Annotated in this window: 26 protein-coding genes; 6 read left to right on the top strand and 20 right to left on the bottom strand. The window is 71.4% G+C overall.

Annotation, left to right across the window (positions count from 1 at the left end):
* Positions 1 to 247 precede the first annotated feature (247 nt).
* The 3 genes from ABZT49_RS20690 to ABZT49_RS20680 all read right to left on the bottom strand — a co-directional run bounded on the left by ABZT49_RS20690 (position 248) and on the right by ABZT49_RS20680 (position 4,147).
* Positions 248 to 1,816, bottom strand: a complete 1,569-nt coding sequence (locus ABZT49_RS20690) for an RluA family pseudouridine synthase (protein ID WP_355288567.1) — start codon at positions 1,814 to 1,816, stop codon at positions 248 to 250.
* Positions 1,817 to 1,895: 79 nt separating this feature from the next.
* Positions 1,896 to 2,726, bottom strand: coding sequence for a ParA family protein (locus ABZT49_RS20685; RefSeq protein WP_355288565.1), 831 nt, complete (start codon positions 2,724 to 2,726; stop codon positions 1,896 to 1,898).
* A 104-nt stretch (positions 2,727 to 2,830) separates the two neighbouring features.
* Positions 2,831 to 4,147, bottom strand: a complete 1,317-nt coding sequence (locus ABZT49_RS20680; protein WP_355288563.1) for a replication-associated recombination protein A — start codon at positions 4,145 to 4,147, stop codon at positions 2,831 to 2,833.
* A gap of 170 nt (positions 4,148 to 4,317) precedes the next feature.
* Here ABZT49_RS20680 and ABZT49_RS20675 point away from each other — a divergent pair, with 170 nt between their 5' ends.
* Complete coding sequence (locus ABZT49_RS20675; RefSeq protein ID WP_355288561.1) at positions 4,318 to 5,367, top strand: hypothetical protein; 1,050 nt, start codon at positions 4,318 to 4,320, stop codon at positions 5,365 to 5,367.
* A gap of 335 nt (positions 5,368 to 5,702) precedes the next feature.
* Here the strand turns inward: ABZT49_RS20675 and ABZT49_RS20670 are convergent, their stop codons facing one another.
* Positions 5,703 to 6,074: a helix-turn-helix domain-containing protein gene (locus ABZT49_RS20670; protein ID WP_355288559.1), complete on the bottom strand. Its 372-nt coding sequence runs from the start codon at positions 6,072 to 6,074 to the stop codon at positions 5,703 to 5,705.
* Positions 6,075 to 6,200: 126 nt separating this feature from the next.
* Here ABZT49_RS20670 and ABZT49_RS20665 point away from each other — a divergent pair, with 126 nt between their 5' ends.
* A complete protein-coding gene (locus ABZT49_RS20665; RefSeq protein WP_355288557.1) occupies positions 6,201 to 6,809 on the top strand; it encodes an NAD(P)-dependent oxidoreductase in 609 nt (202 codons plus the stop codon).
* Positions 6,810 to 6,811: 2 nt separating this feature from the next.
* Here ABZT49_RS20665 and meaB read toward each other — a convergent pair whose 3' ends face one another.
* Positions 6,812 to 7,789 carry a methylmalonyl Co-A mutase-associated GTPase MeaB gene (gene meaB, locus ABZT49_RS20660; protein WP_355288555.1) on the bottom strand — a complete coding sequence of 326 codons (978 nt, stop codon included), beginning with the start codon at positions 7,787 to 7,789 and terminating at the stop codon, positions 6,812 to 6,814.
* A gap of 191 nt (positions 7,790 to 7,980) precedes the next feature.
* Here meaB and ABZT49_RS20655 point away from each other — a divergent pair, with 191 nt between their 5' ends.
* Positions 7,981 to 9,003 carry an alpha/beta fold hydrolase gene (locus ABZT49_RS20655; RefSeq protein WP_355288553.1) on the top strand — a complete coding sequence of 341 codons (1,023 nt, stop codon included), beginning with the start codon at positions 7,981 to 7,983 and terminating at the stop codon, positions 9,001 to 9,003.
* Positions 9,004 to 9,275: 272 nt separating this feature from the next.
* Here the strand turns inward: ABZT49_RS20655 and ABZT49_RS20650 are convergent, their stop codons facing one another.
* From ABZT49_RS20650 to ABZT49_RS20590, 13 genes are all read right to left on the bottom strand, one after another.
* Entirely contained in the window at positions 9,276 to 9,452 is a 177-nt protein-coding gene (locus ABZT49_RS20650) for a hypothetical protein (RefSeq protein WP_177303150.1), read from the bottom strand.
* A gap of 279 nt (positions 9,453 to 9,731) precedes the next feature.
* A complete protein-coding gene (gene pufC, locus ABZT49_RS20645; protein WP_355288551.1) occupies positions 9,732 to 10,778 on the bottom strand; it encodes a photosynthetic reaction center cytochrome PufC in 1,047 nt (348 codons plus the stop codon).
* Positions 10,775 to 11,755, bottom strand: coding sequence for a photosynthetic reaction center subunit M (gene pufM / locus ABZT49_RS20640; protein WP_355288549.1), 981 nt, complete (start codon positions 11,753 to 11,755; stop codon positions 10,775 to 10,777). The genes pufC and pufM overlap by 4 nt, the downstream gene beginning before the upstream one ends.
* Before the next feature lie 49 nt (positions 11,756 to 11,804).
* Positions 11,805 to 12,629, bottom strand: coding sequence for a photosynthetic reaction center subunit L (pufL, locus tag ABZT49_RS20635; protein ID WP_355288548.1), 825 nt, complete (start codon positions 12,627 to 12,629; stop codon positions 11,805 to 11,807).
* Between the two features lie 107 nt (positions 12,630 to 12,736).
* On the bottom strand, positions 12,737 to 12,919 hold the full coding sequence (pufA, locus tag ABZT49_RS20630) for a light-harvesting antenna LH1, alpha subunit (RefSeq protein ID WP_109974855.1): 183 nt from the start codon (positions 12,917 to 12,919) through the stop codon (positions 12,737 to 12,739).
* A gap of 16 nt (positions 12,920 to 12,935) precedes the next feature.
* Positions 12,936 to 13,166: a light-harvesting antenna LH1, beta subunit gene (gene pufB, locus ABZT49_RS20625; RefSeq protein ID WP_093569676.1), complete on the bottom strand. Its 231-nt coding sequence runs from the start codon at positions 13,164 to 13,166 to the stop codon at positions 12,936 to 12,938.
* Between the two features lie 151 nt (positions 13,167 to 13,317).
* Positions 13,318 to 13,542 (bottom strand): hypothetical protein, encoded by a 225-nt coding sequence (locus ABZT49_RS20620; RefSeq protein WP_355288545.1) that lies wholly within the window; start codon positions 13,540 to 13,542, stop codon positions 13,318 to 13,320.
* A gap of 87 nt (positions 13,543 to 13,629) precedes the next feature.
* Entirely contained in the window at positions 13,630 to 15,090 is a 1,461-nt protein-coding gene (gene bchZ, locus ABZT49_RS20615; RefSeq protein WP_355288543.1) for a chlorophyllide a reductase subunit Z, read from the bottom strand.
* Entirely contained in the window at positions 15,090 to 16,607 is a 1,518-nt protein-coding gene (gene bchY / locus ABZT49_RS20610; protein WP_355288542.1) for a chlorophyllide a reductase subunit Y, read from the bottom strand. The genes bchZ and bchY overlap by 1 nt, the downstream gene beginning before the upstream one ends.
* A 2-nt stretch (positions 16,608 to 16,609) precedes the next feature.
* Positions 16,610 to 17,614, bottom strand: a complete 1,005-nt coding sequence (locus ABZT49_RS20605; RefSeq protein WP_355288540.1) for a chlorophyllide a reductase iron protein subunit X — start codon at positions 17,612 to 17,614, stop codon at positions 16,610 to 16,612.
* Entirely contained in the window at positions 17,611 to 18,546 is a 936-nt protein-coding gene (bchC, locus tag ABZT49_RS20600) for a chlorophyll synthesis pathway protein BchC (protein ID WP_355288538.1), read from the bottom strand. The genes ABZT49_RS20605 and bchC overlap by 4 nt, the downstream gene beginning before the upstream one ends.
* A gap of 108 nt (positions 18,547 to 18,654) precedes the next feature.
* Complete coding sequence (locus tag ABZT49_RS20595) at positions 18,655 to 19,809, bottom strand: methyltransferase (RefSeq protein WP_355288536.1); 1,155 nt, start codon at positions 19,807 to 19,809, stop codon at positions 18,655 to 18,657.
* Positions 19,810 to 20,035: 226 nt separating this feature from the next.
* Positions 20,036 to 20,911: a polyprenyl synthetase family protein gene (locus ABZT49_RS20590; protein WP_109974862.1), complete on the bottom strand. Its 876-nt coding sequence runs from the start codon at positions 20,909 to 20,911 to the stop codon at positions 20,036 to 20,038.
* A 113-nt stretch (positions 20,912 to 21,024) separates the two neighbouring features.
* Between ABZT49_RS20590 and crtD the strand changes: the two genes are divergently transcribed.
* From crtD to ABZT49_RS20575, 3 genes are all read left to right on the top strand, one after another.
* The gene (crtD, locus tag ABZT49_RS20585; RefSeq protein WP_355288535.1) at positions 21,025 to 22,521 is read left to right on the top strand and encodes a 1-hydroxycarotenoid 3,4-desaturase CrtD; all 1,497 of its coding nucleotides are present in this window, start codon (positions 21,025 to 21,027) and stop codon (positions 22,519 to 22,521) included.
* A gap of 2 nt (positions 22,522 to 22,523) precedes the next feature.
* A complete protein-coding gene (locus ABZT49_RS20580; protein WP_355288533.1) occupies positions 22,524 to 23,417 on the top strand; it encodes a carotenoid 1,2-hydratase in 894 nt (297 codons plus the stop codon).
* A gap of 63 nt (positions 23,418 to 23,480) precedes the next feature.
* On the top strand, positions 23,481 to 24,008 hold the full coding sequence (locus tag ABZT49_RS20575; RefSeq protein ID WP_093569683.1) for a phosphate-starvation-inducible PsiE family protein: 528 nt from the start codon (positions 23,481 to 23,483) through the stop codon (positions 24,006 to 24,008).
* 329 nt (positions 24,009 to 24,337) lie between these two features.
* Here the strand turns inward: ABZT49_RS20575 and ABZT49_RS20570 are convergent, their stop codons facing one another.
* Both ABZT49_RS20570 and ABZT49_RS20565 read right to left on the bottom strand, forming a co-directional pair.
* Positions 24,338 to 25,018: a hypothetical protein gene (locus tag ABZT49_RS20570; RefSeq protein WP_355288531.1), complete on the bottom strand. Its 681-nt coding sequence runs from the start codon at positions 25,016 to 25,018 to the stop codon at positions 24,338 to 24,340.
* A 457-nt stretch (positions 25,019 to 25,475) separates the two neighbouring features.
* Complete coding sequence (locus tag ABZT49_RS20565; RefSeq protein WP_355288529.1) at positions 25,476 to 26,096, bottom strand: Hint domain-containing protein; 621 nt, start codon at positions 26,094 to 26,096, stop codon at positions 25,476 to 25,478.
* Positions 26,097 to 26,359: the final 263 nt, after the last annotated feature.

The raw sequence follows: 26,359 nt of genomic DNA, 5'->3' as shown, positions 1-26,359 counted from the left end.
GGGCCGGCACGGGGGCGGGGGTCGCGGGGGCGGTCTGGGCCAGCGCCGTTCCGGCGCAGGCGAGGAATCCGATCAGGCCGAGGCTGGCGAGCGCGGCGGGTCTCATCTGGCTTGTCTCACTCCCGGACGGGCCGCTGACGGCCCGCGCTGGTGCGGCGGCGGCGGCCCACCTTGAGAATAAGGCGCGCGGCCGTCCTGCCAAGGGCCGAGTCCCGACGGGCGGCCTTGGGCTGGACGGCCGTAAGCGTCACGCCTCCGGCGCCTCGACGATCGGGTCGTAGCGGGCGGCGTCGAAGCCGAGCAGGTTCCAGCTCTGCGCCATGTGCGGCGGCAGCGGCGCCGTCACGTCGATCGGCTTGGCGGTGCGCGGATGCGGGATGACGATGCGCCGGGCGAGCAGGTGCAGGCGGTTCTGCAGGCCGCCGGGCAGCTCCCAGTTCTCGATGTCGAAGTATTTCGGGTCGCCGACCAGCGGGTGGCCGATATGGGCGGCGTGGGCGCGCAGCTGGTGGGTGCGCCCGGTGACCGGCTTCAGCGACAGCCAGGCGAGCTTCTGCCCGGCCTGGTCGACGACGGCGTAGTAGGTCAGCGCGTGGCTCGCCCCCTCGTCGCCGTGCTTGGCGACCCGCATGCGGGCATCCGCATCGCCGATCTCCTCCTTGGCGAGGTAGGTCGAGATCCGGCCCTGGCGCACCTTCGGCACGCCGGCGGCGAGCGCCCAGTAGATCTTGCGCGCCGCTCGCGACCGGAAGGTTTTGGCCAACGTCGCCGCGGCGAGCCGGGTCTTGGCGATGATGAGGCAGCCCGCCGTATCCTTGTCGAGGCGGTGGACGAGGCGCGGCTTCTGGCCGTCCTTGTCGCGCATCGCCTCCAGGAGGCCGTCGACGTGGCGGGTGGTGCCCGAGCCGCCCTGGACCGCGAGGCCGAAGGGCTTGTTGAGCACCATCATGTCCTGGTCCTCGTAGAGGATCAGGGAGCGCAGGAAGGCGAGATCGCCCTCGGCGCGGGGGGAGTTCGGCGCCGACGGACGCGCCTCCAGGCTCAAGGGCGGCACGCGCACGCTGGCGCCGGGCTCGACCCGGTCGGCGGCCTTGGCGCGCTTGCCGTTCACGCGCAATTCGCCCTTGCGCACCAGGCTCTGGATGCGGGTGAAGGGCAATTGCGGGAAGCGGGCCGACAGGAAACGGTCGATCCGCATCCCGGCCTCGTCCGGCGTCACCTCCAGGGTCTGCACACCGGTCGCCAGCGCCTCGGCGGTTGCCTCGCGCAAAGCGCGCCGGGTCGGGGCCTTGGCGGCAGGGGCTGTGGTTGCCGCGGCCTTGGGCTCCGCCGGCCCGCGGCTGCGCGGGGCTTCGGTGGAATCCGGGCGCTCGTCGCGGCGCGGCCGGGCCGGGGCGCGGTCCTCGGTCCCGGACCGGGTCGCTGCGCCGGTGCGCGGACGGTCCGATCTCGGCTTATCCGATTTGGGCTTGTCTGTTTTGGGCTTGGCCGGAAACTTGCCGGCCGGCGCGCGGGCCGGGCCCTCGTCCCGCTCCCAGGGCGAAGTGTCGCCCATATCGCGGCCGAAGGCGGGGCGCGCAGGAGCGGCTCCGGCAGGAGCGAACTTCGCGGGAGCGAAGTTGCCATGGGCGGACTTGCCATGGGCGGACTTGCCGGGCGCAGCCCGGTTGGAGACCACCAGGCCGGCGGCGCGCTCGGCGGCGTCGCGGGCGGTGTTGCGCGGTCCGGTGCGGGCGCGCGGCGGGCGGCCCGAGGCGGGTCCGCCCGGGCCGGTCCGCGACCGCCCGGAACCGCCGCGAGAAGGAGGCTTCGTCATGCGGCGGCTCGTAGCATCCGCGGTCGTCCCCGTCACGTCCGGCGAATCACGGCCTGCCCGTCGACCCCGATATATCCCGTCATCGCCAGGAGATCCCGCGCGAGAACCCCTCCTGGCGGCCGTAGGGCGCCTCCGCGAAGGCGGCGCCGCAATCGATGCTGAAGCGCTGCACCAGGTCGTCGGTGAGACAGGAGAAATCCTCGGTCGCGCGGGCGCGGGGGCGGCAGCGCCGCAACGGCTGGCGCTGGGCGAAGGCCTCGCTCACCGCCACGTCGGTGCGCACCCCCCGCACCATCTGGCCCGGCCCGAAGGCGGTGCGGAGCTGCCCGAGAGTCTCCCGCTCGACATTGGTGCGCAGGTCGATGCGCATCGGCGCGATGGCGAGCCCCAGCGGCGCGGCGCGGAAGCGTAGCATCGTGTCGTGGTAGGAGCGGGCGAACTGGCGCACACCCTCGAGGCCGAGGGGATCGAGGGTGGTGGGGACGATCACGCCGTCGCTCGCCATCAGGGCGCAGACCGTGAGCGCCGCCGCCGCCGGCGGCACGTCGATCAGCACCAGGTCGTGGACGCGGCGCAAGGAGGCGAGAGCATCGGACAGGCAGCGGATGTCGCCGTGGCCGAGTTGCCCGTCGAAGCCCCGGTCGGCCGGCACCACCGAGACGTTGTCCTCGTCGGTGGCCTGGACGGCGGCGTCGAGGCTGGTCGGATGGCGCAGCAGCGGCGTATGGGCGTTGGGGGAGCCGCGCCGCGCCGTGACGCCGAGACCCAGTCCCGAATGGCCCTGCGGATCGAGATCGACCACCAGGACCCGGTAGCCGCGGGCTCCGAGCTCGGCCGCGAGGTTGACGGCAGACGTCGTCTTGCCGGTGCCGCCCTTGCAATTGGCGATGGAGAGAACTCGCGCCGTCATCCTGCCGGACCGTGCGAGAAGGAAAGATTCGGTCTCATGCCCTCAAGGTGAACGAGGGATGAGCCCTACGTCAACGGCTGTTTGTCAGGTTGTTCACACAGCCGTCACGAATCCTCGCCGGTGCGCTCCCGGCGCCGCGCCTCCCACCACTCCAGGCGCTCGGCGACGCGGCGCTCGAAGCCCCGGTCGGTCGGCGTGTAGAAACGCTGCCTCCCCAAGCGCTCGGGCCAGTAATCCTGACCCGAGAAGGCGTCGGGCTCGTCGTGGTCGTAGCGGTAGCCCTCGCCGTAGCCGAGCTTGCGCATCAGCTTGGTCGGCGCGTTGAGGATGGTGCGGGGCGGCGGCAGCGAGCCGTGCTCCTTGGCCGTGCGGGCCGCGGCCTTGTAGGCGGTGTAGATCGCGTTCGATTTCGGGGCGGTCGCGAGGTAGACCGCCGCCTGCGCCAGCGCCAGCTCGCCCTCCGGCGAGCCGAGGAAGTCGAAGGCGTCCTTGGCGGCGTTCGCCACCGCCAGGGCCTGCGGGTCGGCGAGCCCGATATCCTCCACCGCCATCCGCACCAGCCGGCGGGCGATGAACAGCCGGTCCTCGCCGGCATCCAGCATGCGGCAGAGATAGTACAGGGCGGCGTCCGGATCCGAGCCGCGGATCGTCTTGTGCAGGGCGGAGATGAGGTTGTAGTGGCCCTCCTGCGCCTTGTCGTAGACGGGGGCCCGGCGCTGGATCAGCTCCTGCAGCAGGGCTGCGTCCAGGATCTCATCGGGCCCGGTCGAGCGCCAGACCTCCTCGGCGAGGGTCAGGGCCGCCCGCCCGTCGCCGTCGGCCATCCGCACCAGCACCGCGCGGGCTTGCGCGTCGAGGGGCAGCGCCCGGCCGGTCACCGCCTCGGCGCGGTCGAGGAGCCGGGCGACCGCCGCCTCGTCGAGGGCGCGGAAGACCAGCACCCGGGCGCGGGAGAGGAGCGCGGCGTTCAGCTCGAAGGACGGGTTCTCGGTCGTGGCGCCGACGAGGGTGACGGTGCCGTCCTCGACCACCGGCAGGAAGGCGTCGAGCTGGGCCCGGTTGAAGCGGTGGATCTCGTCGACGAAGAGCAGCGTGCCGCGGCCCGCCGCCCGCCGGGCCCGCGCCGCCTCGAACACTTTCCTGAGTTCGGCGACGCCGGAGAAGATCGCCGAGATCTGCTCGAAATGCAGGTCGGTCTCGCCGGCCAGCAGCCGCGCCACCGTGGTCTTGCCGGTGCCGGGCGGGCCCCACAGGATCAGCGAGCCGAGGTTGCGCCCGCGCAGGAGCCGGGTCAGCGCGCCCCCCTCCCCCGTCAGGTGCTCCTGCCCCACCACCTCGGCGAGGCTCGTCGGCCGCAGGGTGTCGGCGAGGGGGCGTGGCGCGTCGCGGTCGAGGCCGGCGGAGGCGAAGAGGTCGGACATGGCCGCATCAACACCCGCCGGCCTCGCGGCCGCAAGAGCCCCCGCTCGCCTGCCCACCGCGAGGATGATCCCGCGTGCCGGAGCTGCCAGGTTCGCGGGCGCGCGCCCGGGTCGCGCCGGCATGCACGCCGCGACCTTGCCGCGACGCCGTCTTCAGCCTAGCAAGCAGCATGCGATTCAACTTCAACGTCGTCGGCCCGGCGAGCTTCGAGCTCTGGATCGCCCCCGACGACATGCGCCGCACGCCGCGCGTCCGCGTGGTCATGGACCGGACCCAGGAAACCGTGATCGAGGCGTGGGTCCACTACCCGCAGCTGAAGGAGTTCGGCTGGCACGCCCACGGCATCTGCGGCTTCAAGCTCGACGGCGCGAGCTGCCCCGGCCTCGACCAGGCCGGGCGCTACGACATCTACGACGCCGACACCAACATCCTGCTCTACCGGCACCGCGCCGACGCCGCCTACCGCCCGGCCCGCGTCCTCGCGCTCGACTACACGATCAACCAGGACAACACCGCCCGCGACATGCTCTTTCCGGAATTCGCCATGGCGTATTTCGGCGTCCACGACATCCATTTCGACCTCCTGCGCTGCATCATCGACATCAAGTACAGCGACTCGATGCTGCTGCAGGGCAGCCTTCTGCTGAAGCGCTACGAGGACGTGATCCAGACCGGCGAGTACGTGAAGACGATCCTGGTCGTCGATCCGTATGTCGAGCTCGCCAAGCGCATCCTGTACTTGCGCCGGATGGCCGAGATCGGCAAGGACCCGGTGCAGAGCTGGCGCGTCGACCATCTGCAGGGTCCCTGCGCCTTCGCGGCCAGCCTCGACCTCGGCAGCCTCTCGGCCCTGCGCAAGGGCTTCGACCGCATCGACCTCGAAACCTTCGCCTGGCTGGAGAACCCGCTCACCCGCGACCTCTCCTGCACCTTTCCGGGCGAGGCGATGAAGCCGGGCCACTGGACGCTGGCGATCGATGCGCTGTCGCGCTTCCACGTCATCGGCCACCAGCATTTCTGGGGCGCCTACACGGCGATGCTGACCGACGTGCTGCAGATCGCGGGGCCTGCCCTCCCCGAGCGCCGGGTGCCCGAGCCGGTGCAGGAGCTCGCCGAAACCCTGAGCCGGGTGAAGGCCACGCTCGGTCTCGTCGAGATGGACATCAACCTGAGCGACAAGGTCTACACCATCATCGAGAGCCAGTGGGAGAAGGCGTGAGGGCCTTGCCCGACCACGCGCCACATGGCACCGGCATGGAGAAGGTTCGATACGGCTGAGGCTGGGAACGGCCCAGATTCATCGGAGAAACGTTCTTTTCCGCCCCCCTTTCCCGGACGAGAGCAGCGAAGCGGAAGGAGATCCGGATCCAGCATGAGAAGTGCCGCGAAGCGGCTCTGAATGCAGCAACGTTGCAGACTAACAGACGCTTCGCGACTTTTTGTGCTGGATCCCGGATCTCTTGCCACTTCGTTCCAGTCGTCCGGGAAAGGGGAACACGCGGACGCGGGTGAACTGATCGCGGACTCTTCGCCGCCCGGAAACGGTCCCTTGGGCTACTGCGCTCCCCGCCGCGCCGCCACGATCGCCGCCTGATTCGCCTCCGCCCAGCGGATCAGCGCGCGCATCGGCTCCAGGAACGAGCGCCCGAGTGCCGTCAGCCGGTACTCGACCCGGGGCGGCACCTCGGCATGGACCTCCCGCGCCACGAAGCCGTCCTGCTCCAGCCGGCGCAGGGTCTTCGACAGCATCTGCTTCGAGATGTCGCCGATCTCGCGTTCGAGCTGGCTGAACCGTTTCACCCCCGGATTCAGCGTCGCCAGCACCAGGAGGCTCCATTGATCGCCGATCCGGTCCAGCACATCGCGGATCGGGCAAGAGTTTTTCTGTGCGTCAGCCGGCCTGATCTCGTCGAGCACGTGTCTCATCCCATGGTCACCGCCCGCTGACCTGGTCCCGCGACGATGACGTCTTGCGCGGCCGGTCGCTGCGAACTAGCTCTGTCCATGGTCTTGAACATAGACCAGATCGCGAAACCGAACCAAGAGTGCATCATGGCCAAGGTTGCCGTCATCGGCGCGACCGGGAATGTCGGCGCGCGCCTCGTCGCCGAACTGGTCGCGCGGGGTCACCGCGTCACCGCGATCAGCCGCAACCCTGGGAGGAGCGATCCCCCGCAGGTCGAGGCCCTCGCCGGCGACGTGCGCGAGCCCGCGGGCCTGCGCCGCCTGCTCGCCGGGCACGACGCGGTGGTGAGCGCCGTGCGCTTCGCCGACACCGACCCGCAGGCGCTGATCAGCGCCGTGCGGGACGCAAAGGTCACGCGCTACCTCGTGGTCGGCGGCGCCGGCTCGCTGGAGGTGGCGCCGGGGCAGCGGCTCGTCGACCAGCCCGAGTTTCCGGCCGCCTACAAGGACGAGGCTTTGCGCGGCGCGATCTTCCTCGACGCCCTGCGCGGCGTGACCGACCTCGACTGGAGCTTCCTGTCGCCCTCCGCCCTGATCGGGCCGGGGGACCGCACCGGCCAGTTCCGCCTCGGCGGCGACCAGCTGCTCGTCGGCGAGGACGGCAGCCGCATCTCGTACGAGGACTACGCCGTCGCCCTGGTCGACGAGATCGAGCGTCCGGCGCATATCCGCCGGCGCTTCACCGTCGGGTACTGATGCTACAGCCCGACCGTTTCGGCGATCAGGTCGGCCCCCGCCGCGGGCGAGCGCTCGCCCGCCGCCACCATCCGCTCGGCCTCCGCTGTCTGCCGACGTACCTCTGCGCTGCCGGTGAGGCGCTGGTGCAGCCGCTCGTGGACGAGCGCCCACATCCACTTCACGTCTTGGCTCCGGCGCTTCGCGGCGATCTCGCCGGTGGCGGTGAGCTTGCGGCGGTGGTCGAGCACCGACTCCCAGAGAGCATCGAGCCCCTGGCCCGACAACCCCGAGATCGTGGTGACCGGCGGCGCCCAGGTGGCGCTCGCCGGGGTCAGGATGTGGAGCGCCGCCCGGTACTCGGCGGCGGCGGCGGTGGCGCGGCGCATCCCCTCCTCGCCGTCGGCCTTGTTGACGGCGATCATGTCGGCGAGTTCGAGGATACCCTTCTTGATCCCCTGCAACTCGTCGCCGGCGCCGGGCAGCATCAGCACCAGAAAGAAGTCGGTGAGGTCGGCGACCGCGGTCTCGGACTGTCCGACGCCGACCGTCTCCACCAGCACCACGTCGAAGCCGGCGGCCTCGCAGAGCAGCATCGTCTCGCGGGTCTTGGCGGCGACGCCCCCGAGGGTGCCCGAGGAGGGCGAGGGCCGGATGAAGGCGTTGGGATCGACGGCGAGCCGCGCCATCCGGGTCTTGTCGCCGAGGATCGAGCCGCCGGTGCGCGACGAGCTCGGATCGACCGCCAGCACCGCCACCTTGTGGCCCCGCGCCGTCAAGGCGGCACCCAGCGCGTCGATGGTGGTGGACTTGCCCACCCCCGGCACGCCGGTGATGCCGACCCGCACCGCTTTGCCGGCATGCGGCAGGGCGGCGTCGAGGAGGTCGCGGGCCGCGGCCCGGTGATCGGCCCGCTTCGATTCAGCCAGCGTGATGGCGCGGGCGAGGGCGGCGCGGTTGCCGGACAGGAGTTGGGCGAGGTCGGGGGCCGGAACGGTCATGACAGCGTTCTGCCGGCTCGCCGCCCGTCCGTCGAGAGCTTGAGGCTGTGGACGAAGGGCGGACAACGCGTGACCTTCGGGCAACAGGCGCGGCTTTGCCCAGGCGCGACGCGCCACGGCCACGATCATGCCGCATCGCCGTCCTGAAAGCGCGGGCAGGTGCCGGCGCCGCCGGCGACGAGTGGGACGACATGACAGCGAAGCCTGCGCCGACGCGCCGGACCCTGGCCCGCCTCGGCCTCTCCGCCCTCGCCGGCCTGTCGCTCGGCGGCTGCCTCGGCGACGGGCTAATCGGCGACTCGCCCGGGCCGGAGAAGCAATCGGCCCTCGACGTCAGCCCGGTGCTCCTCATCGCCACCACCCGCCGCCCGGCCGATCCCGCCGGCCGCCCGCCCTACTTCACCGACCAGCGCGGCCGCGGCCTCGCCTTCGCGACCGTGCGCCTCTCGGCGCCCGACCGCTCGCTGATCGGCAAGGTATCGTCGGTGGTCACCGGCGACTGGCGCATCGCCTCGGCGCCGCGCGTCGTGACCGGCCCCGAGGCCGCCACCGCCTTCGCGGAAGCCGCGCTCGGCCGCGACGTGCTGCTCTACGTCCACGGCTACCGCGAATCGTTCGAGACCGCGGCGGTGAGCGCGGCGCAGCTCTCCGACGGCATCCGCTTCCGCGGCGTGTCGGGCCTGTTCACCTGGCCCTCGGCGGGCAAGACCTTCGATTACGGCTACGACCGCGAGAGCGCCCTGTGGTCGCGCGACGCCTTCGAGGACCTGCTGCGGGCGCTCGCGACCGCGCAGGGCGGGCGCATCCACATCGTGGCGCACTCGATGGGCACGCTGCTCACCCTCGAGACCCTGCGCATGCTGCGGGCCGATGCCGGCGAGGCGGCGCTGGACCGGATCGGCGCGATCGTCCTCGCCGCGCCCGACATCGACATCGACCTGTTCACCAACGGCATCGAGCGCCTCGGCACCGCGGCGCAGAAGATCACCGTGATCTCCTCGACCAACGACCGGGCACTCGAACTGTCGAGCACGATCGCGGGCGGCGTGGTGCGGGCGGGCGCGGCGGACCGCAGCAGGCTGGAGGCGCTCGGCGTGCGCGTCGCCGACGCGTCTGAATACGGCAGCGGCCTCATCAACCACGACCTCTTCCTGTCGAACGTCGAGGTGCAGCAGGTGATCAAGCGCGCGGTGGCGCGGGCAGATGGGCGGTGAGAGGGGCTGCTGTCACCGCCCGTTCGATCGGCTTCCACAGAACTGACACCCTCTGAGTCATTCCGGGGCCGCGTAGCGGAGCCCGGAATCCAGAAACTCAGGTGTTTCGGACCCAGGCGGAACAGTCTCCGCCTCATTCTGAACGATCAGCGGTTATGGATCCCGGGTTCCGCTGCGCGGCCCCGGGATGACGATGGCGGGTGTCGAAACTGTCGAGAAACCCAGGCTGACCCCGAGCGTCATGACGGGTGCGAGACGCTTGGCGGCGTTCCCTACCGCGGATCCACCCCCTGGTGCGGCCGCGGCGCGCCGCCGTGGTGGTCGGTGAAGCTCGAGCGCTCGCCGGTCTCCTTGGCGCGCTGGACGCGCATCCGCTGCCAGATCAGGAACAGGATGACCAACGCGAAGGTCGTGAAGGCGAGCATGTAGATCAGGCCGGAATCGCCCATGGCCGTTGCCTCCGTGAGACGCCCTCGAATGGGCGCGGGTTGACGGGCGCACGGGCGGACATCCGCCGTCGCACGTGTCAGTCCAACTCCGCGAAACCTGGATTCCGCCGATGCGGCAAATCGTCATGAGATGAGCGATAATCCGCAGACGGTACCGGCTCCCGGAACTACAGCCCGATCGCAGGCAATCGATTGTGCGTCATCGGTCCGAAGGATGCGAAAAGGCCCCGGCTCCTCTCGGAACCGGGGCCTTTTCGGTGTGTCTCGCGGAGGCCAGCCTCACGGCGCCTTCGGCATCGGCCCTCCGGCGAGTTCCGGGTAGTCCTTGAGCATCTGCGCGCCGTTGAGGGGCTTGGCCAGGCCCTGGTGGCAGGTGGTGCAGTTGGCCTTCGGCGGATCGCCCTCCGGCCCGAGCCGAGCCTCGGGCAGCACCGGCGTCAGCGGCTCGATGAAGTTGCCGTTGATGTCGCGCACCATCCGGATGCCGTGCCAAGCGGTGACGCGTTTCGGCGTGCTCTCCTCCCAGGAGGAGAAGGCGCGGCTGTTGTGGCAGTAGGTGCAGTTGACGCCCAAACCCTCCGCCATGTGGATCATCAGGGCGTAGGTCCGCTCGGTGGTCTGGAGCGGCTTCGAGGGACTGGTCGGCAGGGCGGTCTTCGCCGCGACCCGCACAGCGTTCTGGTCGATGTCCTTGTCACCGAGCAGCTCCTTGTAGGGATCGTAGTTCAGCGAGGTCAGGCCGGCCTCCGGCGCCGGGTGGTTCTGGCCGCCGTCGCGCGCCGCGAAGCCTTGCGCGTGGGGAGGGCCGGGATTGTTGTGCCAGACTGCCGTCGGTACCGGGTTGCCGCGGTGGCAGGTGTAGCAGGTCACGCCGGTCTCGCCGACGTGGTTCTTCCAGTCGGCGTTGATGTGCCGGACCATCCGGAGCATCGAGCGCGCCACGGTCTTCGCGTAGACGCTGTCGTCGGCCATGTTCTCGACGTTGTGGCAATAGGCGCAGCCCTGCTCGGGAGCGACCCACTCGGTGATCGAGGCCATCACGCGGTTGAACTGGTCGGTCGAGAGGTCGGTCAGCACCTTGACGTTCTGGTAGGTCTGCGTCGCCGGCTCGCCGCCGGGCGGGACGGGGTCCTGCGGCGCCGGCGCGGCCTGGGCCTCGATCTGGGCAGCCAGGGTACGGGGATTCTGCACCTGCACCATGCCGGTCCCGCGAAAACCCGTCTGCTCGGAGCGGACCGGGGGCCGGGTCCAGCCCGCGGTGCCGAACATCGCGCCGGTGAGCAGCACCGCCACCACGACGCCGAGGAGTTGGAGCGCTAGTCTCATGGCGTGCCTCCCGGATTGGCGAGCGGATCCACCACCGGGCCGTAGATCTGCGGGTAGTGCGGTGCGACCCCGTGCTTGACCGCCCAGAGGTACCAGTTGTCGACGACGGTGCCGGTGAGCAGGATGCCGATGCCGCCGGTCAGGGTCGTCAGGAAGGCGAACCACCACAGCCAGCGATGGACCGATTCCATCGTGGCGTTGAAGCCCATGGTCCAGCGCCAGAACAGGGCGGCGCGCTCGGTCGCGGTGCCGCGATCGACGATCTGCTCGATCTCGCGCTCGCCGCCGTAGCGGCTGACCGCCAGGATGGTGGCGCCGTGCATGGCGAACAGCATCGTCGACCCGTACAGGAAGACGATCGAGAGCATGTGGAACGGGTTGTAGAACAGGTTGCCGTAGCGCAGCGAGAACGCCGCGGTCCAGTCGAGGTGCGGGAAGATCCCGAACGGCACCGCCTCGCTCCAGCTCCCCATCAGGATCGGCCGGATGAAGCCGAGCACCAGGTAGAGCCAGATCGCCGAGGCGAAGGCCCAGGGCACGTGGTAGCCGAGACCGAGCGCCTGGGCGCGCCGGAACAGCCGCACCCACCACAGGATGATCGAGGCGGTGAGGAAGAAGCCGGCGAGCAGCCACCACCCGCCCTCGGCGAGCGGCGGCAGGATCTTGAGCCCGTATTCCGGTCGGGGCGGCTCGAGGGCGAGCCAGGGCAGCTGGCGGATGAACTGGACCGGATCCCAGTTCACAGAGGCCCACATGTTGAGGCCGATGATCTCGAAGGCGATGAACCCGCTCGCGAGCGACAGCGTGCCGAGGGTGCCGAGATAGATCGGCCCGATCTGCGCGTTGCCGACGAGGCCGGCGAGGTAGTTGAAGCCGCCCTGGCCGACGCGGTTCTCGATCTCCGGGATCTCGACGCCGGCCTCCGGGTGGAGCGGGTGGACCTGCACCTGCGTGTAGATGTTTTGGTAATACCCCATGGCGGCGGATGCCTTCTGAAGGGTGAATTCGCGGGAACGTGGACGGGACTCAGCGCCAGATCGGCAGGCTCAGCCACCAGCCCCACCATTCGGGCCAGCCGCGGGTCCAGAACGGACCGCTGATGACGATGCAGACCGCGCTCCAGAACCCGGCCGAGAGGGCGAGGAACAGGCCGAGCCGGTGGATGCCGATCGTGCCGATCGAGTAGCCGATCGTATCGCGAAAATAGGTGTCCTCGTGCTCCGGCGTCTTGACCACCTCGCCCTTCGGCGGGTTGGTCGAGGATAGGATCAGGGAGCCGTGCAGCGACAGCGCGAAAGTCGTCGTGAAGAAGAACGTCACGCCGAGCATGTGCGCTGGGTTGTAGTGGAAGTGGAGGTACTGGTAGCCGACGTTCGACACCCAGTCGAGGTGACTGAGGATCCCGTAGGGAAAGCCGTGGCCCCAGGCGCCCATCAGCATGGGCCGGACCACTACCAGCGTGACGTAGGCGAAGATCGCGACCGAGAAGGCGAAGGGGACGTGGTAGCCGATGCCGAGCTTGCGGCAGATCTCGACCTCGCGCAGGGCCCAGGAGCCGAAGGAGCCGATGGCGCAGAAGGTGATGATCTGCCACAGGCCGCCCTCGCGTAAGGGCGCCAACGCCAGCCCGTATTTGAGGTCGGGCGGCGCGATGTTGATCTGCCAGACGTTCCAGGTCGGGCCGAGCGCCGCGCCCCAGACGATCAGGCCGGTGCCGAGCAGGGTGAAGAACAGACCCGTCACCCCGAAGAAGCCGACGTAGAACGGGCCGACCCAGAAGTCGAACAGGTCGCCGCCGAGCAGAGTGCCGCCGCGGACCCGGTATTTGCGCTCGAAATTCAGCATGGCCATGGGCGCGGCCCTCCCCGTCCGCGAAAGCGTGGTGGCCGCGGGCGGGGCTTGACGCCCGTCCGCGGTGCGAGGGCGCCCTCACGCGAGGGCGCGGATCCGCCGGCCGGTCAGGTCGGCAGGACGAGGCTGTGGGGGATCGCCTCCGCCCGCTTCGCCGCCGGGCCCTCCAGCCAGTTGAACCGGTTGGTGCTGAGCAGGATGAAGTGGATGATCAGCGCGAGCACGAACAGGAAGGTGAACAGGGCCACCAACGTGCGGCGCGGGTCGAACAGAAGCCAGACCTTGTGCATGGCGGAAAGTCCTTGCCTACGAGATGAAGGGCAGGATGCCGTGGGCGGCGACCTTCACGCCGTCCTCCAGCGCGGAATAGCCGTTCGGCCCGGGGAGCCAGGGCCGCCACAGCCAGACGAGGAAGTGCGCGACGACCGCGATCGCCGTGAAGATGATGAAGCTGGTGACGAAGATGCCGTGGAACTCCTTCGCCTCCTCTTCGGTGAGTCCTGACAGTACGCTGGGTTTGTCCATGCCGTTGGCCATTGCCGAACCTCCGGATGCGGATCCACGCGGGGGCTCCCGCGCGGGGTTGCCCGGCCGCGATGGACGGGCGGTCTCTCCGCCGCGCATGATGGCGGCGGAAACTCGGCCCCGAGGGAGCAGGCCCGGATCAGGGGCCCGGCTCCGAGGGCGCTCATCCCATGAAGGCGAAGGGGATCGCCGACAGCGCCATCACCCGCGCCTCGCCGAAGATCGAGCGGCGCGGGCCGGCGACGGGCGCGCCGGGGCGCAGGCGCTGCAGCACGGCGGCGACGAGGAAGACCGGGTAGGTCGCCGCCAGGATGGCCCGGAACTGGACCGCTTCCGAACGCGACCGCGAAACCGTGACGAACGGACGGGACATGGTCTCGGCTCTCATGGCGTCTGATCTCCTCCCTGCTCGCGAGGCTCCGCGAGGCATCTCGACGAGACCGGCGCGGCCTTCGCCGCGTCGATCGACATGGCGTCAGGCCGCCGCGAGCGCGGCGCGGGCCCGCTCGACGCAGGGGCCGGTCACGCTCTCGGACCCGGCCCGGGCCGCCTCGCGCTCGGCGGCGTCGCGCAGGCGCTTGGCGAAGGAGATCCGCACCAGGACCGGGCTCGCCTCGACCGAGGCGTCGAGGCGCAGGCGCGCCTCGTCGTCCCAGGGCAGGGTCCTATGCGTGCGGGCGGGTGTCGCCTCGACGGCGTCCATGTCCCGCGCCAGCGGCAGGATGTGGAAGAGCGCGTCGAACAGCGCGTTGCAGACCTCCTGCACCAGGTAGGTCGCGCCCGAGTAGCCCATGAACGGCGTGCCGGTATGGCGCCGCACCACCGCGCCGGGGAATGAGGCCGGGATGAACACCGCCTTGCCCCCGCACTCGGCGAGGTAGAGGCGCTCGTTGTAGGAGCCGAACAGGACCAGCGGCGGCGTCTCGCGGATGGCCTGGCGGACCGCCGCGTTGTCGGGCTTGGCGCCGGCCTTGCGCGAGACCGCGAACCGGCACGGCAGGCCCATCTCGTCTTCGAGGAAGTGGCGCAGGCCCCGGGCGTAGGTGTCCGTCGCGACGATGCCGAAGCTCGCCGAGGCGAAGAAGTCCTGCGTCACCGAGCGCCAGAGATCCCACAAGGGCTTCAGCGTCGTGTGCTTCTCCCGCTCGATGAACGGCTCGGGATCGAGCCCCAAGATCTCGCCGAGCGCGCGCAGGAACTTGGTCGTGCTGTGCACGCCGATCGGCGCCTGGAGATAGGGCCGGTCGAGGGCCTCGCAGAGAAGGCGTCCGAACTCGCGGTAGAGGCAGATATTGGCGTCGGCCTGAACCAGGCGCGGGATGTCGGCGAGATGCGTGCCGAGCGGGAAGACCAGGTTCACCTCGGCCCCGATGCCCTCGACCAGGCGCCGGATCTCGGCGAGGTCGGAGGGCATGTTGAAGGTGCCGTAGGCCGGGCCGATCAGGTTGACCCGCGGCTTCACCCCGGGCGCGCGCTCCGGCCGGGGCGGAATCACCCCCTTCTTGGCCGCCTTCTTCGCCCCGTATTCGTGCCAGAGCCAGGACATCGCCCGGTCGGCGGCCTGCCACTGGTCCTCGTCGATGGTGCGGGGCAGGAAGCGCTGGAGGTTGGTGCCCTCGGGCGTCACGCCGCCGCCGATCATCTCGGCGATCGAGCCGGTGACGACGACGCTGGGCTGGGTCGGGTCGAGCGTCGCGTGGGCGCGGCGCATCGCGCTCTCCGTCCCGTGACGGCCGAGTTCCTCTTCCGCCAGCCCCGTGACGACGATCGGCAATTCGTGCGGCGGCAGCGCGTCGGTGTAGTGCAGCACCGAGGTCACCGGCAGGTTCTCGCAGCCGACGGGACCGTCGATGACGACCTGGAGCCCCTTCACCGCGGTGAAGACGTAGACGGCGCCCCAGTAGCCGCCGGCGCGGTCGTGATCGAGGACGAGCATCAGACCGTCTCCCCGATGGGCGTCTCGGGAGCGGCGCGCTTCGGCGGCACGTCCTCCCAGATCCCGGCGGCGTGGCCGGTGCCGACGCCGGCGAAGAACGAGCGCATCGCGTCGAAGCGCTCGCGCTGCCCCATGGCGCCGTTGACGACCTGCGCGAGCGACCCGGCGCCGGCGACGCCCATCAGCGGGCGGGCCGAGATGAGGTTCGTGAAGTAGAGCGCGGGAATCGCCCGCTCCTTGGCCTTCTGCACCACCGGCGTCGTGCCAACGGCGAGGTCGGGCCGGAATTCCTCGACCGCCGCGAGGTCCTGCTCCAGGGAGGCGCGGAACTGCACGCGGCAGCCATGCGCCTCGAGCCAGTCGCGGTCGGCCGCGGAATGGGGCGTGCGCGGGCAGGCGGTGCCGACGTAAGGAACCTCGGCGCCGCTCTCGACGAGGAGGCGCGCCACCAGCAGCTCCGAGCCCTCGTAGCCGGTGAGCGTGATCCGGCCGCGGATCGGGTTCGCCGACAGGGCGCCGCGGATCGCCGGCAGAAAGCGGTTCTTGGCCGCCGCGACCGCGGACGGGGCGACGCCGCAGGCCTCCCCGATCGCGTCGAGCCAGGCGGCAGTGCCCTCAAAGCCGACCGGGGCGGAGGCGACCGCCGGGCGACCCGCCGCCTCGAACTCGCGCAAAGAGGCGGTGTAGAACGGGTGGATCGCCGCCACCGCCGCGCAGTCGAGGGCGGCGTAGAGCTCGCGCCATTCCCGCGTCGGGACGACCGGGCCAGCGGCGAGGCCGAGCGGTTCGAGCAATGCGCCGATCTGCATCGGATCGGCCGGGAACATCTCGCCGAGGAGCGCCACGGTCGGGCGCCCGTCCCGGGGCTGGCGCGGCGCCGCGACCGGGCCGTGCTCGGCCTCGGCCCGTGCGACCTTCAGCATCGCGCCGGCGAGCACGTCCTTGGCCTCGGCATGGGTCGGCACGCCGAAGCCCGGCACGTCGATGCCGATGATCCGCACCCCGTCGATCTCCCGCGGCAGGAGCCGCAGCGGCACGCCCGACGCCGTGGGAACGCAGAGATTGATCACCACCACGGCGTCGTGGAGCGCCGGATCGGCGGTGGCGTGGACCGCGTCGCGGATATCCTCGAACAGCTTGCCGGTGACGAGCGTCTCGGAGTTGAACGGCACGTAGCCGACGGTCCGCCGCGCGCCGTAGAAATGCGAGGTGAAGGTGAGGCCGTAGACGCAGCAGGCCGAGCCCGACAGGATCGTGGCAGTGCGACGCATCCGCAGGCCCACCCGCAGCGAGCCGAAGGCCGGGCACATGCTCTGCGGCTGGTCGTGCGGGCCGACAGGATAGTCGCGCTTCAGCGCCTCCATGGTCTCGCCCATGCCGGCGGATTCTGCCGCTTGGCGCATCGTCTCCTTGCCGGAATGGCAGCCGAGCCCGTCCTGGCGCGTCGCCGCGAGGTTGACCGGGGTATCGACGGGCGTTCTCGCGCGGAGCGCCGCAAGGTCGAGGGAGGCGCCCATGGTCAGACCGCCTCGTAGACGACTTCGAGGGACGGCTTCTGCACGACCGGTCGGCCGCGCATGTCCTCGTCGCTCGCCGGATCGAGCACCACGCCGCGCCCGACCGCCTCGCCCTTGAACAGGCCGAGCAGCGCGTCCTGGGAGAGCGGCTTCGGCTGATGCGGAAGGGCCGTGCCGATATTGTCGGCGAGCTCGGCGAAGAGCGCGCCCCAGCGCCCGTCCGGCCGGCCGATGATCTCGTAATTCGCGCTCTTCTTGCGGATGTCGTCGTCGGCGGGGATCGAGGCGAGGACCGGGATGCCGGCCGCTTCGGCGAAGGCCTGCGCCTCGCCGGTGCCGTCGTCCTTGTTGATGACGAGGCCGCCGACGCCGACATTGCCGCCGAGCTTGCGGAAATACTCCACCGCCGAGCAGACGTTGTTGGCGACGTAGAGCGATTGCAGGTCGTTCGAACCGACGACGATGACCTTCTGGCACATGTCGCGGGCGATCGGCAGGCCGAAGCCGCCGCAGACCACGTCGCCCAGAAAGTCGAGCAGGACGTAGTCGAAGCCCCACTCGTGGAAGCCGAGCTTTTCCAGGAGCTCGAAGCCGTGGATGATGCCGCGCCCGCCGCAGCCGCGGCCGACCTCCGGCCCGCCGAGCTCCATCGCGAACACGCCGTCGCGCTTGAAGCAGACGTCGCCGATCGCCACCGATTCTCCGGCGAGCTTGCGCTTGGTCGAGGTCTCGATGATCGTCGGGCAGGCCCGGCCGCCGAAGAGGAGCGAGGTGGTGTCGCTCTTCGGGTCGCAGCCGATCAGCAGCACCCGCTTGCCCTGCTGCGCCAGCATGTAGGACAGGTTGGCCAGCGTGAAGCTCTTGCCGATACCGCCCTTGCCGTAGATCGCGATGATCTGCGTCTCGCGGGTCGCCGTGATGGAAACCGGATCCGGCGGGATCGCGGCCTCGGCGCGCAGCAGCGTGGCGGAGGCCTGGAGAGCGGCGCCGTTGAGGACAGCGTTCATGAGCGGGCGCTCCAATCGAGGATCATCTTGAGGCAGGCGGGATCGCCGAAGGCGGTGCGGTAGGCACTCTCTGCCTCCGCCGCCGGGCGGCGGTGGGTGACGAGGCCGTCGAGCGACAGGGCGCCGCTGCCGGCGAGCATCGCGACGGCGTCGAGGTCTTCGGGCTGCCACTGCGCCGCGACGCGGATGCGCGCCTCGCGTAAGAAAGCGGGCGGAAAGGCGAAGGAGAGCGGCGCCTCGTAGAAGCCCGCCAGCACCACCTCGCCGCCGGGCGCGAGCCGGGCGATCAGCGTGTCGAGGAGGCCGGCATCGCCGCTCGCGTCGATGATGCGGGCGTAGCGCGTCTCGTCCTGCCCCGGGTCGATTGCCTCGTAGCCCTCGGCGCCGTCGCGGCGGGCGGGATCGCGCTCCCACACCACCGGGTCGAGGCCGCCGATCCGGGCGAGGCGGGCCAGCAGGCGCCCGAGGGTGCCGTGGCCGACGATGAGCTGGCGCCCGGAGCCTGCGCTGCCGGCCAGTGCGTGACGGGCGGTGGCGGCGAGCGCCAGCAGGATGCCCTGTTCGCCGAGCGTGTCGGGAATCGGCCGCAGCCGGCTGCCGGCGGAGACGAGGTGGGAGGCCGCGCCCCCGAACAGCCCGCGGACCGGCCCGAAGCAGCGGGCGCCCGGCACGAACACCGTCTCGCCGACGCGGCGGCCGGAATCGGGGCCCGCCTCGACCACGCGACCGACCGATTCGTAGCCCGGGACCAGCGGGTAGCCCATGCCGGGAAAGTTCGGCATCCGGCCCGACCAGAGCAGGCGCTCGGTGCCGGTGCTGATGCCGCTCCAGGCGACCTCGACGGTCGCGTCGGCGGGCCCGGGTGCGTCGAGAGCGAGCCGGGCGAGGCCGAGCCGTTCGGGACGGTCGAGGATCACGGCCTGCGCGTGCATGCGGTACGGCCCCTCTCGCGAAATCGGCCGCTTCGCGCGGCATTCGTCATCTTAGATGGACAACTACGTGCGTCAAGTTTGCTTTACACTTTTGAGACGGATGACCTGTCAGGGCGCCGTCGCGACGAGCAGGCGGACCAACATCGGTCGACGCGTCCGGTGCTCGCGCACCCGCGCGAAGCCGGCGGCTTCGAGCATCGCGGTCAGCTCGGCGGCTTTCCGCGGCCGGCCGCTGCCCATGGCGAGGAGGTAGAAGCCGAAATAGGCGTCGCCGACCGGCTCGGCGCCGGGAGTGCCGGCCATCGGCTCGGCGAGGAGCAGCGTGCCGCGGGGGGGCAGGGCCGCGCGGGCGGCCTTGAGGAGGGAGAGGGCGGGCCCGTCGTCGTGGTCGTGGACGACACGCACCAGTGACACCACGTCGGCTCCCGGTGGCAGCCCATCGTGAAAGCTGCCGCCGCTTGCCGTGGCGCGTTCCGCCAGTCCTTCCGCGGCGAAGCGGCGCCCGGCGCGGGCCGCGACCGGCGGCAGGTCGAACAGGGTGACGCGCAGGGACGGGGCGCTCCGCGCCGCCTCGATCGCGAAGGCGGCCTCGCCGCCGCCGACATCGAGGAGATGGGCGTGAGGGCCGAGCGGATAGGCCTCGAGGATGTCGCGGGCGACGAGGGCCTGCGAGGCGCCCATCAGCGCGCCGTAGGGGGCAACCGCGTCCTCGTCGATCCCGGCCGGATCGTCGGTGCCCGCATAGGCCCAGTAGCCGGAGAGCCGCGTGGGTCCGCCGGTGCCGCGCAGCAGCGCCACGGGATCGCGCAGATCGTCGTAGAGCATGGCGTGATGGGCCACCATCGCGGCGACGGAGGGGTTGCCGAGGAGCGCCGCACCGAGGTCGCCGAGGGCGAAGCGCCCGTCGCGCAAATGCGTCAGGAGACCGAGGGAGGCGGCGGCGCGCAGCAGGCACAGCGCCCGGTCCGGCGGCAGGTCGAGGCGGCGGGCCAGGTCCTCGGGCGCGAGCGGGCCGTCGGCGAGGATCCGGAACAGGTCGAGGCGCAAGGAAGCGGCGAGCACCTGCGCATAGACGAAGCCGGCGCAGAGATCGAACAGGGTCCGGGCGTTGCGCCGTGCGATCCCGCGGGTCGGTGGGAAGGCGGCGGCGAAACGCTGGAAGCGCGGGCTGGCGATCAGGCGGTGGCGCCAGGCGAGGTAGCGCTCATACCAGGGGGGAGACGCAACCGGGGTGGCCGGAAGGGCGTGCGGGCCGAGCTTCATGACCCTCCCCCCTCTGCGGGGGAGGGTGGCCCCTGCGTCAGCAGGGGTCGGGAGAGGGGAACCACGCTTCCGGAGAGGTCGCGACCACGACGACGGGCGCCCCCTGGAACAGCGTCGCGCTGCCCCTCTCCCGCCCCGCTCCGCGGGGCACCCTCCCCCGCAGAGGGGGGAGGGTTCAGGACGCGCAGCGCCCCCCCTCGCGCGTGGGCCATCCCGGCCATCACCCTCACGCCACCACCAGGCTCTGCGCCAGCCGCGCCGGCAGGAACAGGCGCGTCTGGGCCAGGATCTCCTCGCGCAGGGCCGCGACGCCGGGGCAGTCGGGGATCACCGCCATCGCCTCGTGGGCGAGGTCGGAGAGGCGGCGCAGCGCCCCGTCCATGCCGAGCAGGGCCGCCGCGTTCGGCCGCCCGAGGGTCACGTCGCGCCCGACCGGCTTGCCGATCTCCTCCTGGCGGCAGGCGACGTCGCGCAGGTCGTCTGCGACCTGGTAGGCCTCGCCGAGATACTCGCCGAGCAGCCGCCAGCCCATCGGCTCGGCCCCGGCCGCCGCCGCGCCCGTCACCGTGGAGGCGGCGAAGAGCGCGCCGGTCTTGGCCTGCTGGTAGACCGAGAGCCCGACCTGCGGCTCGGATTCCCAGGCCTGCCCCGCCACGATGCCGGCGGGCGAGCCCACCGCCCGGGCCACCAGCCCGACGAGGGCCGCGAGCCGCGTCGGGGTCCGGGCCGCGCCGCGGGCCAGCGTCTCGAAGGCGAGGACGATCAGGGCATCTCCTGTGAGGAGCGCCACCGGCTCGCCGTAGGCGACGTGGACCGTCGGCTTCTGGCGCCGAAGCGCCGCGTCGTCGAAGCAGGGCAGGTCGTCATGGACCAGCGAGGCGCAGTGCAGGAGCTCGATGGCGGCGGCCGCCGCGTCCGAGGCGGCCGGGTCGTCGTCGCCGCAGGCGCGGGCCACCGCGAGGCACAGGCGGGGCCGGATCCGGTGGCCGCCCGGGAAGACCGCGTAGCGGATCGCCTCCGCCAGGCGCGGCGGCGCGCCCGGCGCCTCCGCGTAGGACACGGCCACGTCGAGCGCCCGCTCGATGCGCCGCCCGTGGTCCACGGTCCCCGTCGCTCCGATTCCCGCGATCATGACGTCTCTCCCGGATGTCATTTCGTTTGAACATCTCAGACTGTCAATTTAGATTGACACTGTTGCGGCGGGAGATCAACGGCGTGGCGGACGAACGCGTGGTGGTGATCGGGGCGGGAATCGGCGGGCTCGTCGCCGCCCTGACGCTCGCCGCCGCCGGCCTGCCGGTGACGCTGGTCGAGAAGGAGCCGACGCCCGGCGGCAAGATGCGCCGGGTCCAGGCGGGTCCGCTCGCGGTCGAGGCCGGTCCCACCGTCTTCACCATGCGCTGGGTCTTCGACGAGATCTTTTCCGAGTGCGGCGCCGATCTCGCCTCCCGCGTCGCCCTCAGCCCCGCTTCCGTGCTCGCCCGCCACGCCTGGAGCGGCGCTGAGCGCCTCGACCTCTTCGCCGATCCCGCCCGCTCCGAGGCGGCGATCGCGGATTTCGCCGGCCCGCGCGAGGCGGAGGGTTTCCGGCGTTTTCGCGATCGGGCCGCGGAGATCTACCGCACCCTGGAAGGCCCGTTCATCCGCGGCCAGCGGCCGAGCCCCGTCGATCTCGCGATGCGGGCAGGTCCCAGGGGCCTGGGCGGGCTGATGCGGATCCAGCCCTTCACCACGCTCTGGGCCGCGCTCGGCGAGCATTTTCGCGATTCCCGCCTGCGCCAGCTCTTCGGCCGCTACGCCACCTATTGCGGCTCCTCGCCCTACTCGGCCCCCGCGACGCTGATGCTCGTCGCCCATGTCGAGATGGAGGGGGTCTGGACCGTCGCCGGCGGGCTGTCGCGGCTGGCCGCCGCCGTCGCGGATCTCGCTGCCGAGCGCGGCGCTGTCCTGCGCTACGGAGCGGCGGCGACGGAGATCGTCGTCGCGGGCGGGCGCGTGACCGGCGTCGCCCTCGACACCGGCGAGCGGCTGCCGGCGACCCGGGTGGTGGCCAATGCCGACGCGGCGGCGCTCGCCGACGGGCTGTTCGGGAGGGAACCGGCCCGGGCGGTCGATCCGGTGCCGGCGGGCGAGCGCTCGCTCTCGGCCGTGACCTTCGCGGTGGCGGGCCGGCCGTCCGGCTTCGACCTCGTGCGCCACAACGTGTTCTTCTCGCCCGACTACGCGGCCGAGTTCGCCGACCTGACCCGGGCCGGCCGCCTGCCGCGGGACCCCACCGTCTATGTCTGCGCGCAAGACCGCCAGGACGACGGCGTGCCCGACCGGTCCCCGGAAGCCCTGCTCTGCCTCGTCAACGCGCCCGCCCGCGGCGCCGCCTTGTCCCGTGAGGAGATCGCCCGATGCCACGACACGATGAGCCGGCGGCTCTCCGCCTGCGGCCTGACGATCGCCGAGACGGCGCGGACGACCACGAATCCGGCGGAGTTCGAGACGCTGTTTCCGGCGACGGGCGGGGCGCTCTACGGCCGGGCCTCGCACGGCTGGATGGCGTCGTTCCGCCGCCCGGGGGCGCGGACGCGGCTGCCGGGGCTGTATCTCGCGGGGGGCAGCGTCCATCCGGGGCCGGGCGTGCCGATGGCGGCGCAATCGGGCCGGCTCGCGGCGGCGAGCGTGATGCAGGATCTCGGGCTCAAGGACCTCGGTTCGACCTGAGCGTGCCGCCTGGCGGCTATGCCTGGTGGTACGTCGACGGCGTCAGCGACGACGGGCAGCACGGGATCACCGTGATCGCGTTCCTCGGCAGCGTGTTCTCGCCCTACTATGCCTGGAGCGGGCGCGGGGACCCGATCAACCACTCCGCCGTCAACGTGGTATTGTACGGCAGGCCCAAGGCCTGGGCGATGACCGAGCGCGGCCGTGCCAGCGTCGCCCGCAACGCGACGTCGCTCGCCATCGGGCCGAGCGCGATGGAGTGGGACGGCACGGAGCTGACCATCCGGGTCGACGAGGTGACGAGCCCCCTACCCTCGCGGCTCTCCGGCACCATCCGGGTGCGGCCGGCCGGGATCACGCCCGGCCCCTTCACCCTCGACGCGGAGGGGCGCCACCGCTGGTGGCCGCTCGCGCCGTCCTCGCGGATCGAAGTGGCGCTCGACCGGCCGTCCCTGCGCTGGAACGGCCACGCCTATTTCGACACCAACGACGGCGACGTCCCCCTCGAGGAGTCGTTCCGGAGCTGGACCTGGTCGCGCTCGACGCTCCGACGCGGCGCGGCGATCCTCTACGACGTCGAGCGCCGCGACGGCAGCCGCCAGGACCTGTCCCTGCGCTTCGATCCCGACGGCACCCCGCGCCCGATCGAGCCGCCCGGTCCGGCCGCCCTGCCGCCGACGCTGTGGCGCCTGCCCCGCGCCACCCGCAGCGACGACGGCCGGGCTTCCGTGGTGCGGAAGTTCGAGGACGCGCCGTTCTATTCGCGCTCGCTGCTCTCGGCGCGGATCTGCGGCGAGGCGGTGCGGCCGGTGCACGAGGCCCTCGACCTCGACCGGTTCACCAACCCGCTGGTGCGCCTGATGCTGCCGTTCCGCATGCCCAGAGCACTGCGTTGACCTCCCCTGCGCTGCCCCCCTTCGCTGAGCTGAACGATCCCGCCACGCCCTCCGGAGACAGCCATGGTCGAGACCGCGAAACTGGAGAAGGCTGAAGCCGAGGGCGGGCGCCTGACGCGGCTCTCCGCCTTCGTCTTCCTGCACACCGAGCACGCGATCTACGCCGCCCTCGGCGTGCTGCTCGCGCTCACCGCCGTGATGGCGCTGGTCGATGCCGCCGGCATGACCCTGAAGGCGGTCACGTCGGTGGGGGCTGCCGCGCAGCTCCTCGACGTGGTCGACCGGCTGCTGTTCCTGCTGATGCTGGTCGAGATCCTGCACACGGTGCGGGTGTCGATGCGCTCGGGCAAGCTGACCTGCGAGCCGTTCCTGATCGTCGGGCTGATCGCCTCGATCCGGCGCGTCCTCGTCCTGACGCTACAGACCGCCGAGCAGATGCACGAATCGGCCTGGACCCCGCAGAAGGAGGCGTTGTTCCGCGCCTCGATGATCGAGCTCGGGGTGCTCGCCGGGCTGATCCTGGTGATGGTGGTGTCGATCTTCCTGCTCCACCGCGCCCGGGACACCGACGAGCCGGCCGGGAGCGAGTAGCCCGGCTCTCGTCGCGCGGCCGGTGTGCAACCCCCGCCGGCCGCGCGGCATTGATGGGGTTGAGCGTGACACAACCGAGAGGAGGCTCGTGATGGGCTTGCTGTTCTTCCTGGTGTTCGTCTGTCCGTGGATCGTCGTGGCGTTCCTCTCCACCCGCGGGACGCTGATGAAGCCGAAGCCGTATTAGAGCATTTTCCGACGAAGTGGACGCCGGTCCGTCGAAGAAAATGCGGCAAAATCAAAGAGCTAGAGAGCTTCGCGATTGCAACGCAATCGTGAAGTGCTCTAGGCGCAATTGGCACGCCGGCCGCTCCAGGCCGGCGTGCCGCTCACCGGCGGCGCAGCAACCGCCGCCACCACGGAGGGCCATCGCCGTGCGCGCGGCGGGCCTGCGCCTCGGCCGCCTCGCGCTTGAGGTGGTGGATCACGGGGTTGCAGGCCTCCTGGTCCGCGATGAGCGCCGAGGCGGGCACTCTCGGGAGGCCGTGGCGGGCGCGATAAGCCGCGGCGTCGAAGCCGGCGCAAGGGTCGAGGTCGCGCCGCGCCCCGTGGCGCAGGAGATGCGCGAAGGCGTCCCGGTTGCGGCCGATCTCGGCGCCGTGGCGCTCCAGGTAGAAGGCGAGGTCGAACAGGGCGTTCGGCGCGTAACGCTGGCTGCGGCGGTGGGCGAGGTAGTGCCGGAGCGCCGAGGTGCTGGACTTCAAACCATAGGTGCGCGCGTACCAGGCCGGATCGAAGGTGCAGGCCGGCCGGAACCCCGCGCGCTCGCCGACCCGGACATAGTGGCAGACCGGGTTCACGCCGTCGGGATTCCCGCCGAGATACAGGCCTGCGTACCAGGCCGGATCGAAGTAGAGGTTCGGGCGCCGGCCCTCGCGGGCGCCGAACCGGCAGAAATGCTCCAGCGGATCGCCGCCATCCGCGACGACGTCGGGGGATTCGAGCAGGTAGTGGTTGACGTCGAACAGCCCCGATCGTGCGAGGAGGGACGCGTCGCGGGACTGGGTCATGGCGGCGATGACGGCATGCGGATGCGACGGCCAAAGCGCGTGGAATGGCTCGTCTTCATGATCCCCCCCTTTCCCGGACGACTGAAACGAAGTGGAAGGAGATCCGGGATCCAGCACAAGACGTCGCGAAGCGTCCGTCGGTCTGCAGCGTTGAAAAGATAGAGCCGCTTCGCAGCACTTCCTCTGCTGGATCCCGGATCTCCTTCCGCTGTCGCTACAGTCGTCCGGGAAAGGGGCGACGCTGACACCGCCAGCGAGGAGCGGGATCCGTGGCTCGTCTGCGAGGTGAAGGCGCTGGCCCGCAACCGGTGAGGACGATCCGGTACCGGCTCTGCGCCCTCGGGCGCCACCATTGCGAGACAAGGCCCGCGGCGCACCGTGAAGGGGCGCCGCGGGCGGGTTCGTCGGGCCGGCCAGAAGACCGGCCCAAGGGACCGGCCCCAAGGCCCGGCGCGGGTCAGGCCCGCCGCAGGAGGCGCGCGACGAGCGAGCGCGCCGGCTTCACCTCACGGGCGACCTCGGCCGCGGCGAGCCGCGCCCGGACGCGGTCGACGACCGGGCCGTGGAGCAGGAACGGCGCGCAGGCCAGTTCCAGGTTCAAGGCCACCGCGACGAAGTCCGGGTGCAGGGTGACCGGGCCGTCGTGGTTCTCGAAGGTCCCGCGCTGGCCGCAATCGAGGTAGCTCTCGGCGGGCAGGCCGTCGGCCACCAGCACGTCGTGAACCGGCAGTTCCACGTGGTGGTAGAGGATGTCGGCGCGATCGAGCTGGGCGACCGTCGTGCCGTTGATCAGCACGCCCGCCGGGATCAGCACGTCCTCGACGAAGAGCGCGTGGCCGGGCGAGACGACGAGGTCGCGGTGCGGCAGGCCGGGACCGAAGGCGTGCGCCGCGATCCGGACCGGCTGGGCCCGCTCGGGCCGCGGATGACGCCGCAGGTCGACGTGACGGCGGCCGACCCAGCGGATCAGGACCGTCTCCCCGGCGGCCGTGACGACGGCGTCGCCGGGCTGCAAGGCCTCGACCGGGCGCTCGCCCTGCGGCGTCAGGATCATCGTTCCCGACGCGAAGCAGATCACCGGTCCGGTCGCACCCGTGGGCCCCTCCGGTCCGGTCGCGCCGGTGGCACCGACAGGACCGGTCGCGCCCGTGGCACCGGCAGAACCGGTCGCACCCGTCGCGCCGGCGGAACCGGTCGCACCCGTCGCGCCGGCGGAACCGGTCGCACCCGTCGCGCCGTCCGATCCGGTCGCACCCGTCGCGCCGGCGGAACCGGTCGCACCAGCGGCGCCCGTCGCCCCAGTCACACCCGCAGCACCGGTCGCACCCGTTGCGCCGCCCG

The organism is Methylobacterium sp. EM32, assembly GCF_040593685.1.
GTDB lineage: Bacteria > Pseudomonadota > Alphaproteobacteria > Rhizobiales > Beijerinckiaceae > Methylobacterium.
This window is presented reverse-complemented; position numbering and strand designations above follow the sequence as displayed.

What these genes read in the sequence shown, in the direction of transcription:
- ABZT49_RS20690 (WP_355288567.1), bottom strand. Translation starts at nt 1,816, where the DNA reads ATGACGAAGCCTCCTTCTCGCGGCGGTTCCGGGCGGTCGCGGACCGGC.
- ABZT49_RS20685 (WP_355288565.1), bottom strand. Translation starts at nt 2,726, where the DNA reads ATGACGGCGCGAGTTCTCTCCATCGCCAATTGCAAGGGCGGCACCGGC.
- ABZT49_RS20680 (WP_355288563.1), bottom strand. Translation starts at nt 4,147, where the DNA reads ATGTCCGACCTCTTCGCCTCCGCCGGCCTCGACCGCGACGCGCCACGC.
- ABZT49_RS20675 (WP_355288561.1), top strand. Translation starts at nt 4,318, where the DNA reads ATGCGATTCAACTTCAACGTCGTCGGCCCGGCGAGCTTCGAGCTCTGG.
- ABZT49_RS20670 (WP_355288559.1), bottom strand. Translation starts at nt 6,074, where the DNA reads ATGAGACACGTGCTCGACGAGATCAGGCCGGCTGACGCACAGAAAAAC.
- ABZT49_RS20665 (WP_355288557.1), top strand. Translation starts at nt 6,201, where the DNA reads ATGGCCAAGGTTGCCGTCATCGGCGCGACCGGGAATGTCGGCGCGCGC.
- meaB (WP_355288555.1), bottom strand. Translation starts at nt 7,789, where the DNA reads ATGACCGTTCCGGCCCCCGACCTCGCCCAACTCCTGTCCGGCAACCGC.
- ABZT49_RS20655 (WP_355288553.1), top strand. Translation starts at nt 7,981, where the DNA reads ATGACAGCGAAGCCTGCGCCGACGCGCCGGACCCTGGCCCGCCTCGGC.
- ABZT49_RS20650 (WP_177303150.1), bottom strand. Translation starts at nt 9,452, where the DNA reads ATGGGCGATTCCGGCCTGATCTACATGCTCGCCTTCACGACCTTCGCG.
- pufC (WP_355288551.1), bottom strand. Translation starts at nt 10,778, where the DNA reads ATGAGACTAGCGCTCCAACTCCTCGGCGTCGTGGTGGCGGTGCTGCTC.
- pufM (WP_355288549.1), bottom strand. Translation starts at nt 11,755, where the DNA reads ATGGGGTATTACCAAAACATCTACACGCAGGTGCAGGTCCACCCGCTC.
- pufL (WP_355288548.1), bottom strand. Translation starts at nt 12,629, where the DNA reads ATGGCCATGCTGAATTTCGAGCGCAAATACCGGGTCCGCGGCGGCACT.
- pufA (WP_109974855.1), bottom strand. Translation starts at nt 12,919, where the DNA reads ATGCACAAGGTCTGGCTTCTGTTCGACCCGCGCCGCACGTTGGTGGCC.
- pufB (WP_093569676.1), bottom strand. Translation starts at nt 13,166, where the DNA reads ATGGCCAACGGCATGGACAAACCCAGCGTACTGTCAGGACTCACCGAA.
- ABZT49_RS20620 (WP_355288545.1), bottom strand. Translation starts at nt 13,542, where the DNA reads ATGAGAGCCGAGACCATGTCCCGTCCGTTCGTCACGGTTTCGCGGTCG.
- bchZ (WP_355288543.1), bottom strand. Translation starts at nt 15,090, where the DNA reads ATGCTCGTCCTCGATCACGACCGCGCCGGCGGCTACTGGGGCGCCGTC.
- bchY (WP_355288542.1), bottom strand. Translation starts at nt 16,607, where the DNA reads ATGGGCGCCTCCCTCGACCTTGCGGCGCTCCGCGCGAGAACGCCCGTC.
- ABZT49_RS20605 (WP_355288540.1), bottom strand. Translation starts at nt 17,614, where the DNA reads ATGAACGCTGTCCTCAACGGCGCCGCTCTCCAGGCCTCCGCCACGCTG.
- bchC (WP_355288538.1), bottom strand. Translation starts at nt 18,546, where the DNA reads ATGCACGCGCAGGCCGTGATCCTCGACCGTCCCGAACGGCTCGGCCTC.
- ABZT49_RS20595 (WP_355288536.1), bottom strand. Translation starts at nt 19,809, where the DNA reads ATGAAGCTCGGCCCGCACGCCCTTCCGGCCACCCCGGTTGCGTCTCCC.
- ABZT49_RS20575 (WP_093569683.1), top strand. Translation starts at nt 23,481, where the DNA reads ATGGTCGAGACCGCGAAACTGGAGAAGGCTGAAGCCGAGGGCGGGCGC.
- ABZT49_RS20570 (WP_355288531.1), bottom strand. Translation starts at nt 25,018, where the DNA reads ATGACCCAGTCCCGCGACGCGTCCCTCCTCGCACGATCGGGGCTGTTC.